General features: G+C 39.3%; 17 protein-coding genes. 9 read left to right on the top strand and 8 right to left on the bottom strand.

Translation table 11 applies throughout. The annotated features are described in order from the left end of the window. Positions 1-215: 215 nt before the first annotated feature. The gene (gene pyrG / locus U9O96_04025; protein ID MEA2054271.1) at positions 216-1,817 is read left to right on the top strand and encodes a CTP synthase (glutamine hydrolyzing); all 1,602 of its coding nucleotides are present in this window, start codon (positions 216-218) and stop codon (positions 1,815-1,817) included. A 1-nt stretch (position 1,818) separates the two neighbouring features. Continuing rightward, positions 1,819-2,652 carry a hypothetical protein gene (locus tag U9O96_04020; protein ID MEA2054270.1) on the top strand — a complete coding sequence of 278 codons (834 nt, stop codon included), beginning with the start codon at positions 1,819-1,821 and terminating at the stop codon, positions 2,650-2,652. Between the two features lie 91 nt (positions 2,653-2,743). On the opposite strand, the gene U9O96_04015 is transcribed toward U9O96_04020, so the two are convergent. Beyond that, the gene (locus U9O96_04015) at positions 2,744-5,440 is read right to left on the bottom strand and encodes a valine--tRNA ligase (protein ID MEA2054269.1); all 2,697 of its coding nucleotides are present in this window, start codon (positions 5,438-5,440) and stop codon (positions 2,744-2,746) included. A 273-nt stretch (positions 5,441-5,713) separates the two neighbouring features. On the opposite strand from U9O96_04015, the gene U9O96_04010 reads away from it, so the two are divergent. Then, the gene (locus U9O96_04010; GenBank protein ID MEA2054268.1) at positions 5,714-7,525 is read left to right on the top strand and encodes a fibronectin type III domain-containing protein; all 1,812 of its coding nucleotides are present in this window, start codon (positions 5,714-5,716) and stop codon (positions 7,523-7,525) included. 224 nt (positions 7,526-7,749) lie between these two features. On the opposite strand, the gene U9O96_04005 is transcribed toward U9O96_04010, so the two are convergent. The 5 genes from U9O96_04005 to U9O96_03985 form a co-directional block, all read right to left on the bottom strand. Then, entirely contained in the window at positions 7,750-8,241 is a 492-nt protein-coding gene (locus tag U9O96_04005) for a PUA domain-containing protein (protein ID MEA2054267.1), read from the bottom strand. A 299-nt stretch (positions 8,242-8,540) separates the two neighbouring features. Beyond that, positions 8,541-9,671 carry a hypothetical protein gene (locus U9O96_04000; GenBank protein ID MEA2054266.1) on the bottom strand — a complete coding sequence of 377 codons (1,131 nt, stop codon included), beginning with the start codon at positions 9,669-9,671 and terminating at the stop codon, positions 8,541-8,543. 43 nt (positions 9,672-9,714) lie between these two features. Next, a complete protein-coding gene (locus tag U9O96_03995; GenBank protein MEA2054265.1) occupies positions 9,715-10,215 on the bottom strand; it encodes a hypothetical protein in 501 nt (166 codons plus the stop codon). After that, positions 10,178-10,399, bottom strand: coding sequence for a DUF1858 domain-containing protein (locus tag U9O96_03990; protein ID MEA2054264.1), 222 nt, complete (start codon positions 10,397-10,399; stop codon positions 10,178-10,180). Before U9O96_03990 ends, U9O96_03995 begins: the two co-directional genes overlap by 38 nt. Positions 10,400-10,403: 4 nt before the next feature. Beyond that, a complete protein-coding gene (locus U9O96_03985; GenBank protein MEA2054263.1) occupies positions 10,404-12,215 on the bottom strand; it encodes a PKD domain-containing protein in 1,812 nt (603 codons plus the stop codon). A 143-nt stretch (positions 12,216-12,358) separates the two neighbouring features. On the opposite strand from U9O96_03985, the gene U9O96_03980 reads away from it, so the two are divergent. The 6 genes from U9O96_03980 to U9O96_03955 are packed head-to-tail and all read left to right on the top strand — an operon-like array spanning position 12,359 to position 15,426. Continuing rightward, positions 12,359-12,610, top strand: coding sequence for a helix-turn-helix domain-containing protein (locus U9O96_03980; protein ID MEA2054262.1), 252 nt, complete (start codon positions 12,359-12,361; stop codon positions 12,608-12,610). Continuing rightward, positions 12,607-12,810: a MoaD/ThiS family protein gene (locus tag U9O96_03975; protein ID MEA2054261.1), complete on the top strand. Its 204-nt coding sequence runs from the start codon at positions 12,607-12,609 to the stop codon at positions 12,808-12,810. The genes U9O96_03980 and U9O96_03975 overlap by 4 nt, the downstream gene beginning before the upstream one ends. Before the next feature lie 2 nt (positions 12,811-12,812). Further along, on the top strand, positions 12,813-13,553 hold the full coding sequence (locus U9O96_03970; protein ID MEA2054260.1) for a HesA/MoeB/ThiF family protein: 741 nt from the start codon (positions 12,813-12,815) through the stop codon (positions 13,551-13,553). Continuing rightward, positions 13,543-13,788 carry a MoaD/ThiS family protein gene (locus tag U9O96_03965; protein MEA2054259.1) on the top strand — a complete coding sequence of 82 codons (246 nt, stop codon included), beginning with the start codon at positions 13,543-13,545 and terminating at the stop codon, positions 13,786-13,788. The genes U9O96_03970 and U9O96_03965 overlap by 11 nt, the downstream gene beginning before the upstream one ends. Continuing rightward, positions 13,788-14,531 (top strand): ATP-binding cassette domain-containing protein, encoded by a 744-nt coding sequence (locus tag U9O96_03960; protein ID MEA2054258.1) that lies wholly within the window; start codon positions 13,788-13,790, stop codon positions 14,529-14,531. The genes U9O96_03965 and U9O96_03960 overlap by 1 nt, the downstream gene beginning before the upstream one ends. Next, positions 14,509-15,426: a SufD family Fe-S cluster assembly protein gene (locus U9O96_03955; GenBank protein ID MEA2054257.1), complete on the top strand. Its 918-nt coding sequence runs from the start codon at positions 14,509-14,511 to the stop codon at positions 15,424-15,426. The genes U9O96_03960 and U9O96_03955 overlap by 23 nt, the downstream gene beginning before the upstream one ends. 6 nt (positions 15,427-15,432) lie before the next feature. On the opposite strand, the gene U9O96_03950 is transcribed toward U9O96_03955, so the two are convergent. Next, on the bottom strand, positions 15,433-16,338 hold the full coding sequence (locus U9O96_03950; GenBank protein ID MEA2054256.1) for a cation diffusion facilitator family transporter: 906 nt from the start codon (positions 16,336-16,338) through the stop codon (positions 15,433-15,435). A gap of 58 nt (positions 16,339-16,396) precedes the next feature. Continuing rightward, complete coding sequence (locus tag U9O96_03945; protein MEA2054255.1) at positions 16,397-16,585, bottom strand: hypothetical protein; 189 nt, start codon at positions 16,583-16,585, stop codon at positions 16,397-16,399. Positions 16,586-16,687 lie beyond the last annotated feature (102 nt).

The following is a 16,687-nucleotide window of genomic DNA, read 5'->3' as shown; positions in this document are numbered from 1 at the left end:
GGTAAGCCTTGCATTCTGGATTTTGACAGGTTACCACATTTCCATGCCTATCTTTTAGGCATTTTTTACCTTTCTTTTTTTCCATCTTTTCCCTCCTAGCATGTTCTTCTGCTAAGAGGCAATTATCTCCTACTATTTAAATCTTCAACAAATTTATTGGGGATTACCAAATGTTCTACCGATAATTCTATTAATACAAAACGCATAATGGAGTTATGCCAAGAGGCAAATATATCATTATTACAGGTGGTGTTTTATCTGGTTTGGGAAAAGGCATCACAACATCATCGGTTGGCCTTCTCCTTAAAATGCAGGGGTATAATGTTACTGCAATAAAAATAGATCCGTATCTTAATTGTGATGCCGGCACCATGAATCCATTTCAGCATGGAGAGGTATTTGTTCTGGAAGATGGCGGAGAAGTGGATTTGGACTTGGGGAATTATGAGAGGTTTCTGGATGTAAATCTTTCGAAGGATAATAATATAACAACCGGCAGGGTCTACAAATCCGTCATTGAAAAAGAGAGGAGAGGGGATTACCTGGGCAAAACGGTACAGATAGTGCCCCATATAACAGACGAGATATGGGAATGGATAAAAAGAGTTGCAATGGAAAGCGGAGCGGATATATGTCTCGTTGAGGTAGGCGGCACGGTCGGCGACATAGAATCCATGCCATTCCTCGAGGCAGTTCGTCAGCTTCACCAGGATGTAGGACATGATAACATTGTGTTTCTCCACACGACTTTGATCCCAGTAATAGGTGTTGTGGGGGAACAGAAGACAAAACCAACACAACATTCTGTCAAGGAACTTCGTGCCATAGGGATAGACCCCGATATTATTATTGGTCGTTCGGAAGAACCTCTCGAAAGGAAAACCAAGGAGAAAATAGCCCTTTTCTGCGATGTGCCTCCCGAGGGAGTGATATCTGTGCCTGATGTGAAATGTATTTATGAAGTTCCTCTATTGCTTGACAGACAGGGATTAACAGATTTTATGCTGAAAAGATTCGGGCTCGAGAAGAGAGACGGACTGGGAAAATGGAGAGACTTTGTCGATAAAATAAAAGGGACAAAAGATAGCGTGAATATAGGAATTGTGGGAAAATATACGGCCTTAAGCGATTCGTATATCAGCATAGTCGAGGCTTTCCGTCATGCCGGGGCAAATCTTGGAGTTAACGTAAATGTAAAGTGGATAGAGGCAGAAGATCTTGAGAAAGGTGACCTCAACTCTCTAAAAAATTTACATGGAATACTGGTGCCAGGCGGATTTGGAACAAGAGGCACCGACGGAAAAATTGAATCCATACGGTATGCAAGGGAAAATGATGTTCCATTCCTTGGAATTTGCTTCGGATTTCAGCTTGCCGTTGTGGAGTACGGAAGAAATGTTGCCGGCATTGATTGCAACAGCACGGAGATAGACCCGAAAACAAAGCACCCCATTATAACGATACTCCCGGAACAGTACGGTGTGAAAGATATGGGCGGCACAATGATGCTTGGTTCATACAAAATAAAGATAAAAGAAGGGACAATTGCACACGGACTATACAAAAAAACAGAAATATCCGAACGTCACCGCCACAGATATGAAGTAAACCCGGAGTACATAGATAAACTTGAAAAGAAAGGCATTGTTTTCTCTGGCGTTTCTCCTGATAAGATAAGAATGGAAATAGCCGAGATTCCGGAACATAGATTTTTCATTGCATCTCAGTTTCATCCCGAATTCAAATCGCGCCCGCTATGCCCTGCTCCACTGTTTTTTGGATTTGTAAAGGCAGCCATGGAAAAAGTAGTCGATTAAAATGGACGGAAACAGTGAAGATATGTATCCCGTGAAATGGGAAGGAAATCTTTTTTTGACATATTGTGACCTGTACGAAACGGTGCGGGAATGGTTGTTATCTGGAGCTGGTATACATTTAGATGAGGTTATTGAGGATATAAGGGATTTAGAAAATTTTGAAGAGGCTACGGATATTGATGAAATAAAAAAACATTCGGTACTTATGCCCCATTACAAAAAAATTTGTGAAACGATGTCGACAATCAGGGAAAAATATCATTCATATTTTTCAAATGAAAAAATGGATGAGACGATGTTAAGGGATATGATGGATGAAATTAGAGACTTGGTTGGCGATATGCAGAGGGGCATAGGCGTACTTCAATCCGTAACAGAAGGAATTGAGGATATTGGAGAAAGAATGGGGCTGCGTGAATGTATAAAAAATCTGATTCACATGAAAAAACGTATCGTGAATTTTAACAACTCTTTTTCGTATGTGAAAGGCATCGAATGGAATGTGGGATATAGCAAAACCCACATATACGTAACGCCAAAAAGCGGCTCGGTTTATCATCCAATCAAAAGCAAATTAATGGAGATAAGGATTACAGGCGGCACGGAAATTGACATAACAGTAACAAAGGACAGCATTAATGCCAAAATAAACGGAGAGTTATATCTCAACTTTTTTGCATCCGGAAAAATTCCGGAGATACATGTGGAAAAACTAATAATTGACAGAAAAGAGGGCGTGGAAATTTTCGGGGATGGGGTACACATCTGCATCAAAAAAACTGAAGAGGGAGAGACAAAAAGCAGTGTCGTATACGACAAAGATAATCAGTGCTAGAACATTACGATAAATCCAGCTAGTATCATGATTAGCATCACAATAACCGCAACCGCTTTTAGTATCAGATTTCTGATTTTTCTTTTCATTTTTATCCCTCTATCAAAAGTATAATACCGCCCACTTTTATTAAATCCACCGTTTTGCCTTTTATCTGAGTGCGTGTGTCGAAACTTATCTCTTCTCGTTTAATTATTGCTGATCCAGCCTGCGGAATATCCGATAACAAAATTTCTCCTTTCTCTTTCCATTCCTGATAAGTTGTGTTGATATCGCGCCTTATCTTATCAACTACCTGCCCGGTTGCTGCCCCAAATCTTGGCCCGATTTTAGAATAATCGAGGTTGACAGCAATGGGTATTTCTTCAATATCGGGCATACCGGATTTTATCTCTAAATTTTCGATATTTAAGGTATTTTTTATAATATTGCTGCCTGGTTTAATCATCTTAATTTCGGAGACGGTGCCATATATCTGCACTGAATTCACGGCGGAATTTAATGACATTCCCCTGTTGCTCTTCCAATCACGAATTTTAGATGTTATTTCCTTTATCATCTCTCCTTCTTTTTCTGCTTTTTTGTCTGTCAGTACTGGCTCGGGCCATCTGGATATATGGATGCTACCCTTTCCTTCGTATTTCCTGTAATATTTATTATATATCTCTTCGGTTATGTGGGGTAAAAATGGCGCAAACAATTTGAGTATACCCAGACCAATAGTATACAGAACATAGACGGCATTTTTATCGTTTTCATCATAAATGCGATGTTTTACCATCTCGATATAGTGGTCGGCAAATTCATGCCATAGGAAGTATTCGGCTTTCCTCACTGCATCGGCATATTCGAAACTTTCCATATGGTCGGTACATTTTTCTACAACACTGCTGTAAAGCGAGAGAATCCATCTATCAATATTTCCAAGCCCTTCCTTTTTCACATCGTCCAATTTTTCTACACCCTCAAGCGGTTTTCCAACAAAGTTTTCCGTATTCCATAACTTTTTCATCAGGCGCTTCCCTCTGACCAAGTCCTTATACCGGAATGGATTGTCCTCTCCCAGTTTGCACTTGGCCGCATAATAGCGGAGGGAATCGGCGCCATCCTCTTCAATTATCTCCAGCGGGTCTATGACATTTCCCAAGCTTGTGTGCATCGGTTTTCCATCGGGCGCAAGGATAAACCCGCCCATCATTATTTCGGTGAAAGGCTCCCTTCCAGTTATTAAAAGGCATCTGAGAACAGTATAAAATGCCCATGTCCGTATGATGTCATGTGCCTGCGGGCGCAATGACATTGGATATAGTCTGTCAAACAAATTTTTGTCTCTCTCCCAAAAAGTATTGTACAATGGGCTTATGGAAGAATCCATCCAGGTATCGAAGACATCCTCGCATCCTTTTAATTTTCCTCCGCATTTCGGACATTTTTCTACAGGCGGGGAATCAATGGTTGGGTCGACATAGCACTGCTCTTTCCTGGCAACTATTACTTCGCCACAATTCTCGCACTTCCACAATGGTATGGGAGTAGCAAAATATCTCTGGCGTGATATCACCCAGTCCCACTTGAGGGAATTTACCCATTCATCGAACCTCAACCTCATGTATTCGGGATACCATCGTATTTTATGTGACGCCTCCAGAACCTTTTCCTTGAAAGGCATCAATTTCAAAAACCACTGTTCCGCTTGTATAAATTCAACTGGCGTTTTGCATCTCCAGCAGACGCCGACGCTCTGACTCAGTGTTTCCTGTTTTATGAGGAGACCTGCTTCATTGAGGTCGTTTAAGACCGCCGCCCGCGCCTCCTCCACCTTCATTCCTTCATAGTCTCCGGCAAGGTCGTTCATGCGCCCCGCTTCATTTATGCATATCTCTATCGGAAGGTCGTATTTGAAAGCCTTTTCCAGGTCGTCCTTGTCACCGATTGTACATACCATCACGATGCCGGTTCCGAAGTCCGGGTCCACTGATTCGTCCTCTATTATCTTAACTTTCATGCCAAAAAGTGGGACAATGACTTCTTTATTTACAAGCCATGGAGCGCGTTCATCATCAGGGTGGACGGCGACTATCTGGCAGGTGGGAAACATTTCTGGACGTGTTGTTGCTATCTCCAGATACTGTCCTTTTTCATCTTTCCCGATGCCATGATATTTTTCTATCTGCCCTGGCTGCTGCTCTGCAAAATAAAATTTTACGGTATTGAGTTTGGTCTCCCTTTCCGCATGCTCTATCTCGGCATCCGCCATGGCCGTCATGCATCTCGGGCACCAGTTGACCGGAAATTCTCCCTGGTAAATGTATCCCTTATCGTACAAATCAATAAAAGATATCTGCGTTATTCTCCTGTAATATTCCGCATCCGTCTGGTAGTAAATGCTTGGGTCCATGGATTCGCCGAGCATGGAAAACTGTTTTTTCATATCCCCGATATTGCCCTCGGCAAAACTTCTGCATAACTTGACGAATTCATGTCTGTCTATATCCTTTCTGGTTATGCCCATCTTCTTCTCCACCCTCTCCTCTATGGGAATGCCGTTCACATCGAAACAGAGGGGAAAAAATACGTTATAACCTCTCATTCTCTTATAGCGGGCGACAAAATCGATATGGGTATAATGCACGGCATGCCCTATATGGAGGGGGCCGGAAGCATATCGCGGCGGATTATCTATTGAATATACGGGCTCTTTATTTTTGTCAAAGTGGTAAATATTTATCTCCTCCCATTTCTTCTGCCATTTTTTTTCAGCCACCTTGAAATCGTAATCTTCGCTCATTCTCCCTATGGAAGTAAAATTTCCCTTATAAGTTTGTTGCTAATTTTGTGATAATTAATTGGAGGACCAAAAAATATTTTCATTTTTGCTAGGGAAATCGTAATGCTTAAATTTAGGAATGAGATTGGATATTTATAGATGACTCGTTGCAACAATTGTGGTAAACCTATTGAAGGATTACCCTTTAAGTGTCCTTATTGCAGCAGATATTTTTGCTCAGATTGTCGAATGCCTGAGATCCACCTTTGCGATGAGTTTAAATCAATATCTGAAATGAAAAAAGATTTCTTTAGGTACAGTATTGTAAATGCTGTCAAGATCGATTCTGAGCAACACTGTCAAGAAATAAAACATTCCACGAGTAGCGGTGAGTTTCATACTAATAAAATTATTGCTAGACCAAAAAATCTAAGGAAAAAAATTGCCATAGCGGGGGTGCTCATTTTGTTTGGAGTGACATTTTATTTTTTAGTAATGCCGCATTTATCCGATTTTGAATTACCCTTTTTTAAAGAACCAGATGATGCTCCCATAAGTTTGAAAGCAATTACTGCTAGCAACTCTTCAATAAGACTTGAATGGCAAAAACGATGGGATGCTGATAGTTCTCGGGGCAACTACATTGTTTATACATTGGTTAAAAGGAAAGAAGGAACTTATCCAGAATCAATATCTGATCCTGGCGGGATAACCGTGTATAATGGAACTGATGATTACACAGTCGATACTAATTTACAACCAGGAACAATATACTGTTACAGGGCCTGGCATTTCAAAGAGAAAGGGGATAAAAACAGCTGCTCCAATAACTATGCTCAAGCTTTTAATCTCACAAAACCTCAAGCACCCCAGTCCTTTGTTGCGCAATCAGTTGATGAAAATCAAATTCAATTGAGGTGGAAAAAAGGACAGAACGATCAATATACATATATTGTCAGAAAAGAAGGAAGCATGCCCGAAAATATGAATGATGGTCATATAATCAGTAACCTAACTGGGGAGTCTTTTACGGATCTATTGCCTGAGGCAGGTAAAATCTACTGTTATAAAGCGTGGAACTATGTGACGAAAATGAATATAACCTGTTGTTCAGATGATTTTTCATTTGCTGCTAATCTTACAAAGCCTGAGGCCCCTAAAGTGTTTATGGCAGAGACGCATGGTGAATCAAAAATAGAACTGTCTTGGGATAATGGAGATGGTGGAGAAAAAACCATCATTATTAGAAAAGAAGGAAGCATGCCCGAAAATATGAATGATGGCACGGTAATATATAATGGCACTGGGACATATTTTGCTGATAATAATCGAAGAGCAGGCCATTTATATTACTATAAGGCTTGGCATTTCCTAAAATCAGGAGGGTTTTCTCAATATTCCCAAGCTTACTCTGTAAGTTCTGCACTCACTAAACCATATTGTCCTGTTTCTTTTCATGCTAAATCATATGATAATAACCAAATTAAATTATACTGGCAAAATGGAGTGGGCAGTGATACAATATACATTGTCAGAAAAGAGGGAAGTACACCAGAAAACATGAATGATGGGGTTATTGTTTATGAGGGATCTGATGAGCGTTTTATTGACAGGAATGTAATAAAGGGGACAACTTATTATTATCGGGCTTGGAACTGCGCAAAGGAAGCACAGTTTAGGCAGTTTTCTGACGAGTGTGCCTCTTCTATTGCTTCTCCAAACGCCCCAGCCTATAACGTGATCGAAAGTTTTGTAGAACGGGATAAAACAGATGAAAATGAATATAATAGCGGTTATGTCTGCCATAATTTTTCAGTTGATGTTATTAAAAATGCAGATAAAGAAAATATCCATGCAGGATACGTCTATTTAGATACTTCCCCAGGAGATCATGCTATAGTTGCCGTTAATACAAGTGACAGGGGCTTGATATTTCTTGAACCACAGCTTGATGTCTTATTTACGAAACAGAAAATGGATGACATGCTGGCAAATGAGAGATATCATCTAGAGAAAACATGGCAAGAAGGTAACATAATCTATACCGAATATTTTGATATCCCTCTTTATGGATATGAAATAACTTGGGATTACTTATACAATTAACATTATCATTTTGATTTTTCTCTTATTCCATTACCATTTTTTTATTTCCTTCTTAATCTAACATATTCCTGCATAGATTTAAGATATAAATTCTTCTCTTAAATTTACGAGAAATAATTTCTTTAATGGTTTGTTCTTATTGTTTCCAAAATATTTTTCTCACCCCTGAGGAGAAACTCTCAACCACCCGTATCTGCCTATACCTGTATTTGCCTCAAAAAATGTCATGATTTACTCAATTCAACGGATAATTTCCACAACTCATCACCGATATGGTGGAGACTTTCAACAGCCTTACCTTTATTCGCCTTAACCATATCTATTCCGTCCATCAATGCATATCCCAGTGCCAGTGCTGTCCCTTCCTCATTTCTCACCCATACAATGTCGCCTTTTCTTATACTTTCATCCGCATCAATAATGCCGGGTGCCATGATATTCGCCCCTCCGATGACAAACTTGACCGCTCCTCTGTCAACCGTTACAAATCTTTTCTCAGGCTTATATCTGCTTATGCCGCTGAGAGTTAGAAATGGCTTATCTTTAAGGAATATGATGCTAGCGATACCGCCCAACAAAAGAAGCTTTATGCCATTGATATCTGCAGTCTCTGCAATTCCATCATATGAAATGCGGCAGCCGAGATTTGCTTCTATTTCCCTTATCAAATCATCTGCAATTTTTTTTCTGACAGGGTGGCGATGTTTCAAGGGCATATTATATAAACGAATTTTTTTATAAAAATCATTGCATTGTTCATTTGTGTTTAGCCATTATTCTGCCGTAATTCCCCTAAGGGGGGATCGGATAGCGGAATAAAGAAATTGGAAAGAATATAAGGAAAGGAGAGTTTTACATCTCTCTTGATTTCGTGGAGAACTGGAAAAATGAAATAATGAGAGAAGCATCGTATGGATCTCCTAACAGCCTTATACAATTCATTGTTTTTCCTCATTTAGCATTCCTGTTAGATAAACAGATGGACTGAATAAAAATTCTTTGTAAGTAGATTTTTTTATGTCAAAATGTAAAGCATGTATATTCCGATGACACCAAGTACCAAAGCTGTGAGAAGTTTTACTGTCCCTTGTCTTTTTTTCTGCATCTCGCCCAATTTCTCAGAGCTATATCCCTCATAGAATAGAGCCATTACAATAAGCAGAGGCACAATAAACATGGTGTTGTATAGCAGAAGGTATGCAAATGCAATCATCCTTAAAGAAGACGCACTTTTTATTACCGCCATTACGGGCAAAAGTATTTGTCCCGTACATACAAATTCCAGCAGAGAAATGCCAAGTCCTGTGGCAAAAGCAAGCAAGGATAGAATCAATATTTCCCTCTTCTGTGTTAAAACTTTTATTATTCTCCCTCTCCTTCTTTTTAAAAATTTTGGCAGTTGAAGTACAGGCTTTTCTTCATTGCTTATCTTGAAATAATCCCACACGTTAAAAGCGGCAAGTATCAATGCGAATAACCCCGCAAATAGGTATATGTACTTTGAAATTATTCCAACTTCTTCTATCCTATAATAAAATTCCAGTATTCCAAGCCCTATAAGTAAGTAGCCCGTAAATACGGCCAGTGAAAATGATATCCCTACTGACAAGAGAGTTTTCCTTCCATATTTCACTTTTTCCATATATGCAATGAAAAAGATGAGTGTAGCAAAAGCGCATGGATTTATTCCGTCCATCACCCCTCCTGCCATGACTGTCAGTATGGTAAATCCCTTCACGGTCTCCTCGGCATTTCCATCCTCAGACGGCTCCGGGCATTTTAACCCGGTGTCAACATGCTTTTTTATTTCTTCCTCAATACCATCAAACTGGGACAGCTTGCAGTAATGCTTGTTCCCCATAAATACTGCAAAAGCACCCCTTTCTTTTATGGGTACATCAAATGCCTTATAATATCCTAACAACAAATCTTCATCAAGGATTTCATTATACTTCTTTATATTGAGATTATATATTGCTTTTAAATTATCCAGTTTATCTTTTGCTTCCATGCATTCATGGCATGTTGGGCTGTAAAAAAATACGATGCACACTTCGCTCTCTTTTGCACATGATATAGGCGTTATAATAGATGCTGTTTCAATAATAAGAAATGCAAGCAATGAAACAAATACAAATCTCTTCATCTTTCCTCTCATTTCGTTTTTACATATTTTACCAAAGGTAAATTTATCGTTCAAGCTGTATATTCTCTGTACTTTGTGCTATGATTTTTCCGTCATACGATATCGTAACATCGATGGGGTATGTACCGGGGTCTAACTTATTGCATGGCGAACAGGAGGGTAAGGTATACTCAAATGTTACATTGTTAATTCCTTTCACGAGGTTGGTAACCTTAGATTCATGTAGTAGTATCTGCCCAATTCTATTTTCTAATCCGGTGGCATTGACAGTTACATTCTTTATTATGTCAGATGATTTAAGTGTGATATAAAGTGTCATGCGGTCACCTGAGTGATACACTGTTTTATCGGGCGTGATTGATACAATCTTTGTCGAGGAGGTATGCGAATATAAGATACAGCCTGATAAAATGAACGAAATCATAATGAAGGCAAAAATCAGCAATCTTTTCATAGCGCAGAAATATTTATGGGCATATACGCGTTTCTCCTGGACAGACCGCTCGCTATACCAGTCTCCCTTTTCCTTCCGAAATAGCCCCATTTAATTCCTCCAATAGCTTATCTAGATCTATTCTATGCATTATAGCTATATCTCCTATTTTTTCAAGCACCATCATCGGGCATCCCATGCATCCAATTCCATATTTATACAACACTTCCTCTGCATGAGGGAATTTTAAAGCTTCAGTGATAGTGGTGTCCTTCGTTATTTTTCCTTCTGGCACATTATCACCCTTTTATCCCAACGACCACTTTATCTTGGAAATCCCAAGTTAGCAGTCCCATAAATCCTTTAACAGTTGGAAGTCCTGCTTCTTTCCATGCTGTTATACCTCCGACCATATTGTAAATCTTTCCGTCAAAGCTGTTGTCAATGAGAATTTGAACTGCGTTGTAACTCCGATGACCGGTCCTGCAGTAGAGGATGATTTCCTGACCCTTATACAAAGACATGAAGAGGTTCAGCAATAATCCCTCACGCTGCATCAATTGCACCGGAAACCACCGTGGTTTTTCCCTTTCAGATGGAACGTTTATTCGTTCATCTACAAATTCTTTTATTGTCCTGACGTCTATAGGAATCTGTATCCCGTTGCAGGGACAGTGCAACAGTTCCCATGCCTCTTCCACGGTTATGTTTGTATAGCCGTCTCCACCACCGACGCTCGTAACGACTGCTTGTTTATCATTTTCATTTTGTGCTGGCGCTGCCGCAGCAATTTGATTAACATAGCCTGTCTCCTTGTTAAAAACTGCTGTAATCACCATTATGTTATCTTCCGATATATCGCTGAATCCATGTAGGGAACCACGCCAGGTTGTAGTGAACTCATATGTATCACCACCGAGGGACTTAACCCCATTCTTAGCCAAAGAAAGACTTCTATCAAATGCAAAACCTAAAAACCCAAAATGGTATGGATTCCCTTGCTGGTCGTTCCATCGGGATACAGGCTCCACAATATATGCCCGTAAATGCCCTTTGTATCCCTCAGGACCATTATTTTTGACAGTAATATTTATCCTCAAGGCAGCATTGCCCTTCCATTCAACATTAACATCTAAATCTATATCTGTTACATTTCGTGTGCCACAAGTTGCAATGGCATTTCTATAGGGTTGATTATCAGATTGCTTCCCTAAAACATGCGTATATTTTCCATCAAAATATACATCTGGTACACCGCTTATATTTAATTCTTGCAACCTCTTACCTGCTCTATGATTCTTATCGTAAACTAAAGAAACATAGTAAAAATTGTAGTCTCCAGAAGTATAAATGTCATATAACTGGCTTGACGCGGGAGGACAATGAGGGCAGGTACTGAGAGTCCCATATTCCGCAAGAACCGTGTGAGTGAAATTATCCTCTCTCTTATCTATCACGGCAACTGTATAGCTTGTATCGTTGTACTCCATGCTATCAGTTACAGTTAAAATTACCTTGTACACCCCCGTATTTGTGTAAGTATGAGATGAATTCTGCTCGTTGCTTTCGTTTCCGTCTCCAAAATCCCAGCGCCATTTATATGGCTTATATCCCCCATCCGCAGATCCATAGAAATTTATTTCCTTCCCCACTCTTCCATCATAAGGTCCATTCGTGTTTGCAACAGGACCGTCATAGTATAATGTTACATTATCATGACCTTCAGTGCCTGAAGCGACCTTTACAGTAACATCAATTTTATTCCACCCTGGATAGAGGGATATGTTTATCCAGAATTCAAATTCCGTTTTATAGTTGATTGTACTGGAGTCACTATAGCTTCCATTATCCCATATCCATTTCCATTCCCAGTAAGTAAGTTTGTCTCCACAACATGCATGTGCCATACAACGAAGCGAAACATTCCTACGGTGGAAAACAGTACCATCTTCAGGTTCCATTATCTCAACACCTACTCCCGTAATACTTATGTCAGCCCTATATGGCATGATGGCAACGTTCGTATAGCTTTTTTTGCTACTTATCGTGCTCACCAGCGGTGACATTACCAATATTATCAATATCATTGCAACAAATTTTTTTCCATTCATTTTACCATCCCTTTTTAATTAACTATCGTTAAATCTATATACAAAATCGGTATATAGGATTTTTGGTGAACTGAATGAAAGTACCTTGCGAGACCGCAACGTGGTACATCCTACCATTTATCAGAAGAGAACTAACCAAATGTATGATGGAAGATTATGGTTTAAGCCAAAAGGAAGTAGCAGAAAAATTGGGGCTAAGTTCTGCTGCAATATCTCAATATCTATCTGATAAAAGAGGGAAAGGCAAAATGGGAATAATTAACGAGCAGATATTAAATCAAATAAAAAAATCTGCAAAACGCATAATAAATGGAAATGATGTAATAAAAGAAATTTGCAGGATTTGCGAAATGTTGAGATCCAAGGGAATAGAGAGCATGGAGGTTGATAGATGAAAAAGGCAATAATTTTTTATGATGGAAAAGAAAGAGAAATGGAATTTTCTGATAGTTTGAATGGATACGAATTGATCAAAAAAATTGGTCAAACTCCAGATAACGTGATAATTGTCAGGAATAATATACCAATACCTATAGATGAAGAGATATTAGATGGAGATAAGATAAAAATAATTCGAGTATCCTCTGGAGGCTAAAGATGCTGACAAAAAGAGATTTAGAAAGATATGATAGGCAAATCGTGATACCAAATTTTGGCAGGGAAGGACAAGAAAAATTGAAAGGAGTGAGTGTGGCAGTTGCTGGAGTGGGTGGCCTCGGCTCAGCTGTCGGGATATATTTGGCTGTTGCTGGGATTGGTCGCATATTAATCATAGACAATGATAAAATAAAAGTTTCAAATTTGAATCGTCAGATATTGTACTGGGATGAAGATGTAGGTAAAAACAAGGTGGAATCCGCTGTGGAAAAAATCATGAAAATGAACTCAGATATTAAGATTATTGGTATAAAAGAAAAAATAGGAAGAGGAAACGTGACTGATTTGTTAAAGTATGTTGACGCCATAGTTGATTGCATGGATAATTTCCCCAGTAGATACTTGCTCAATGATGCCTCCTTAAAATTAGGTATTCCTCTCTTCCATGGGGCTTGCGAAGGATTGGAGGGAAGAGCAACCACCATAATACCAAGGAAAACTCCTTGTCTGAAATGTATTTATCCTCGTTTTCCTTCTCACAAAAAGTTTCCTATTTTAGGAGCGGTAACGGGAACAATTGGGACTATTCAAGCAACAGAGGTCGTCAAGTTTTTTGTAGGCATGGAACCATTGTTGACGAATAAATTATTGGTATATGACGCTCAATTTCTGACGTATGATCTAATCAAAATAGAGCGTGACCCGAAATGTCCGAGTTGTGGAGGATTAAATGAAGATTAAGGTGAAATTCTTTTCTGCTCACAGAGAAGTTGTTGGTAAGAAGGAAATCGAAATTGAGTTAAAGGAAAAGACAGGCGTTAATGAAATGTTGAAAATGCTGATGAACGACTACCCCAAATTAAGGAAATTAATGGATTCAACTATATTATCATTAAATCATAACCGTGCAAATGGAACAGAGTTGCTAAAAGATGGCGACGAGGTAGCGCTATGTCCACCCGTAGGAGGGGGTTAATGGAAAAGAATGACAATAAAATACTTGGAATAGATTCAATAAAAGTAGAAAGAAACGGGAAGACAATAATAAAAGGGCTTTCCTTATCAGTTAACAGGGGAAAGATTCATGCTGTCATCGGTCCGAACGGTTCTGGGAAGAGCACCCTAGCATATACAATCATGGGGATTTATAAGCCCTCTACCGGTAAAATTTTCTTTGAAGGAAAGGACATCACGAGTCATTTAATACATGAGAGAGCAAAAATGGGTATAACATTAGCGTGGCAAGAACCAGCTAGGTTTGAGGGGCTGCTGGTCAGGGATTATCTTTCCATAGGTGGCAACAATATAGAAAGAGCTTTGAAGATGGTAAATCTAGATCCAAGACGGTGTTTGAATAGAGCAATCGATGATTCATTGAGCGGTGGCGAAAGAAAGAGAATAGAGCTAGCATCAATAATAATGATGACGCCAAAACTAGCTATTCTAGATGAACCAGACTCTGGAATAGATTTCGTTTCATTAGACGACCTTCTCAACGTAATCGTTAGTCTTAAAAAAGAAGGTATCACGGTCTTACTAATTACTCATAGAGAAGAAGTAGCGAGGGTAGCAGACGAGGCGAGCTTGATCTGCGATGGCTATTTAGTGAAAAATGGTAGTACTTGGGAAGTGACTAAATTTTTCAGGAAAATGTGTGGGAAATGTCCTTCTGGCAAATATTTAGAGGTGAAAAAGAATGGGTCTCCTAGAAGCATATAAATTCATGGGAGGAAACCCATCCATTACAAAAGCAAAAGATGTGGCATATTTGTTTGTAAGTGAAAATAAAATATTGAGTGCCAATGCTGTAGAAGGTATGGTCCTAGAAAAAGAGAGCATAAAGGAAGGTGTAGACGTTAAATTACGAATAAAGGAAGGATGCAAGATAGGGAAACCAATCCATTTGTGTTTTGGCGTTATACCAAAAGAAGGAATTCAGCGGATTAATACAGAGATAATAGCAGAAAAGAATTCGAAAGCATGTCTCCTAGCCCATTGCGTATTTCCTAATGCAGTGAAAGTAAAGCACTTGATGGATGCAAGATTTATGATCGAAGAAGGAGCATCCTTACGATATGAAGAGATACATTGGCATGGGAATTATGGTGGTGCTACCGTAATACCTAGAGCAAGAATAATAAACTATGGAGAAATCAACACCACATTTTCACTGCTCATTGGAAGAGTGGGAAAGCTTGATATCGATTATTCAATAGATGCAAAAAGGGAAAGTATTAGCGAGATGATAACAAAAGTTTATGGAAAGGGAAACGATGAAATAAAGGTCAAGGAAGGTATTGTTCTGAACGGCGAGTACGCAAGAAGCGTAATAAAATCGAGGATCGCCGTAAAAGATAACGCCTCATCCGAGGTTACTAACATTAGTGAAGGAAATGCTCCTTATGCTAGAGGACATGTTGACTGCACTGAAATTGTTCAAGATAATGCTATTGCAAAGGCGATACCGATCGTGAACGTAAGCAATGAAAAAGCGAAGGTTACTCATGAAGCAGCGATAGGTAGCGTGGATAAAAAACAACTTGAAACTCTTATGGCTAGAGGATTGGAAGAAGAAAAAGCGATAGATACGATCATCAAAGGAATGCTTGGCTGATATGAATCATTTCTCGTACGGTTCTAAATGGACAATTGTCGAGATATTCATCTCCTTCTTTATCTTATCTTCAACGACTGAGGCGATATCGTGTGCTCTTTTTATATCCATATCTCCAACTTCCAAATGTAGCGTGGCAACTTTGTAATCGCCATAGTCATGCACGGATATATTGTGGGCGCCTTTCACGCCTTCAACTTCAATAGCCAATTTCCTTATGGCGCCTATCATTTCCTCACCAGGGGCTTCGCCAATGATTCTATCAGCTGATTTTTTTGCGAGGTCAATGCCTATATATATCACCAAGCATGCAACAGCAATTCCAAAAAATGGATCCAGGATAGGATAACCATACATACTTCCCAGGATGGCAATTGCTACGAGAACTGTCGTTATTGCATCGCTCCTATGGTGCCACGCATCAGCAAGTAGGGTCGGGGAATCTATTTTCTTTCCTAAAGATATAGAAAATTGTGCTATTCCCTCTTTTATCAGGGAAAAGAAGATGAGGAGAAGTACGATGAAAATATTGCCCCTGACCGGTGCAGGATGAATAATTTTCTCTATAGATCGATAAACGAATCCTGTTCCCATGATTACTAAAGAAATGGCTATGATGAGCCCGGCTATAAATTCTATTCTCCCATGTCCAAATGGATGTCTGTCATCCGGGCCTTTCTTTGAAAATTTAAAGCCAATTATTAGAAGAAAGGATGTCCAGATATCTGAGAGCGTGTGAAATGAATCTGCCAGGAGAGCGATGCTGCCAATTGCCGTACCCAGCACAAATTTTATCGCAAATAATCCTATATTGCCGGCCATGCTCACAAAACCCTCCAAATACCCATATTTTGCTCTAACTTCCGGCTCTGATATATCTCCATAGTCCGGGATTAAACGGGCAGGTATCATTATCTGAAAAGGAATTCAATCGGCCATTTAGGTGTTTTGGTTTGTAATTTACCAGACATTATTTTGGCAGATTTACCTTTTCCAATAATACAGTTCCGTCTTTCAATGCAAGCCACCTTATTTTATCCCTGTCTCTCAATCCCATCAATTTTACTATCTCGATTGGAACGGTTATTCTCCTTCTGGCACCCTTGATGGTGATGGCCGTATCCTGCAGGCACACAACGTCATCGAGTTCTATTTTCATAATATGGATAAATACATTGGACTATATACATGTTGTTAAAAATTCAATATCATGACGATATTTGTATAATCCCAATTTGTATTTGCACAATACCAATATTTA

The sequence above is a fragment of the Candidatus Thermoplasmatota archaeon genome (assembly GCA_034660695.1).
Taxonomy (GTDB): domain Archaea; phylum Thermoplasmatota; class E2; order UBA202; family DSCA01; genus JAYEJS01.
The sequence above is the reverse complement of the archived record's forward strand: the minus strand, read 5'-3'. Positions and strand labels throughout refer to the sequence as shown.

Bases quoted from the DNA above. Each gene is read 5' to 3' on its own strand.
- pyrG (MEA2054271.1), top strand. From the start codon at position 216: ATGCCAAGAGGCAAATATATCATTATTACAGGTGGTGTTTTATCTGGT.
- U9O96_04020 (MEA2054270.1), top strand. From the start codon at position 1,819: ATGGACGGAAACAGTGAAGATATGTATCCCGTGAAATGGGAAGGAAAT.
- U9O96_04015 (MEA2054269.1), bottom strand. From the start codon at position 5,440: ATGAGCGAAGATTACGATTTCAAGGTGGCTGAAAAAAAATGGCAGAAG.
- U9O96_04010 (MEA2054268.1), top strand. From the start codon at position 5,714: ATGAAAAAAGATTTCTTTAGGTACAGTATTGTAAATGCTGTCAAGATC.
- U9O96_04005 (MEA2054267.1), bottom strand. From the start codon at position 8,241: ATGCCCTTGAAACATCGCCACCCTGTCAGAAAAAAAATTGCAGATGAT.
- U9O96_04000 (MEA2054266.1), bottom strand. From the start codon at position 9,671: ATGAAGAGATTTGTATTTGTTTCATTGCTTGCATTTCTTATTATTGAA.
- U9O96_03995 (MEA2054265.1), bottom strand. From the start codon at position 10,215: ATGGGGCTATTTCGGAAGGAAAAGGGAGACTGGTATAGCGAGCGGTCT.
- U9O96_03985 (MEA2054263.1), bottom strand. From the start codon at position 12,215: ATGAATGGAAAAAAATTTGTTGCAATGATATTGATAATATTGGTAATG.
- U9O96_03980 (MEA2054262.1), top strand. From the start codon at position 12,359: ATGATGGAAGATTATGGTTTAAGCCAAAAGGAAGTAGCAGAAAAATTG.
- U9O96_03975 (MEA2054261.1), top strand. From the start codon at position 12,607: ATGAAAAAGGCAATAATTTTTTATGATGGAAAAGAAAGAGAAATGGAA.
- U9O96_03970 (MEA2054260.1), top strand. From the start codon at position 12,813: ATGCTGACAAAAAGAGATTTAGAAAGATATGATAGGCAAATCGTGATA.
- U9O96_03965 (MEA2054259.1), top strand. From the start codon at position 13,543: ATGAAGATTAAGGTGAAATTCTTTTCTGCTCACAGAGAAGTTGTTGGT.
- U9O96_03960 (MEA2054258.1), top strand. From the start codon at position 13,788: ATGGAAAAGAATGACAATAAAATACTTGGAATAGATTCAATAAAAGTA.
- U9O96_03955 (MEA2054257.1), top strand. From the start codon at position 14,509: ATGGGTCTCCTAGAAGCATATAAATTCATGGGAGGAAACCCATCCATT.
- U9O96_03950 (MEA2054256.1), bottom strand. From the start codon at position 16,338: ATGATACCTGCCCGTTTAATCCCGGACTATGGAGATATATCAGAGCCG.
- U9O96_03945 (MEA2054255.1), bottom strand. From the start codon at position 16,585: ATGAAAATAGAACTCGATGACGTTGTGTGCCTGCAGGATACGGCCATC.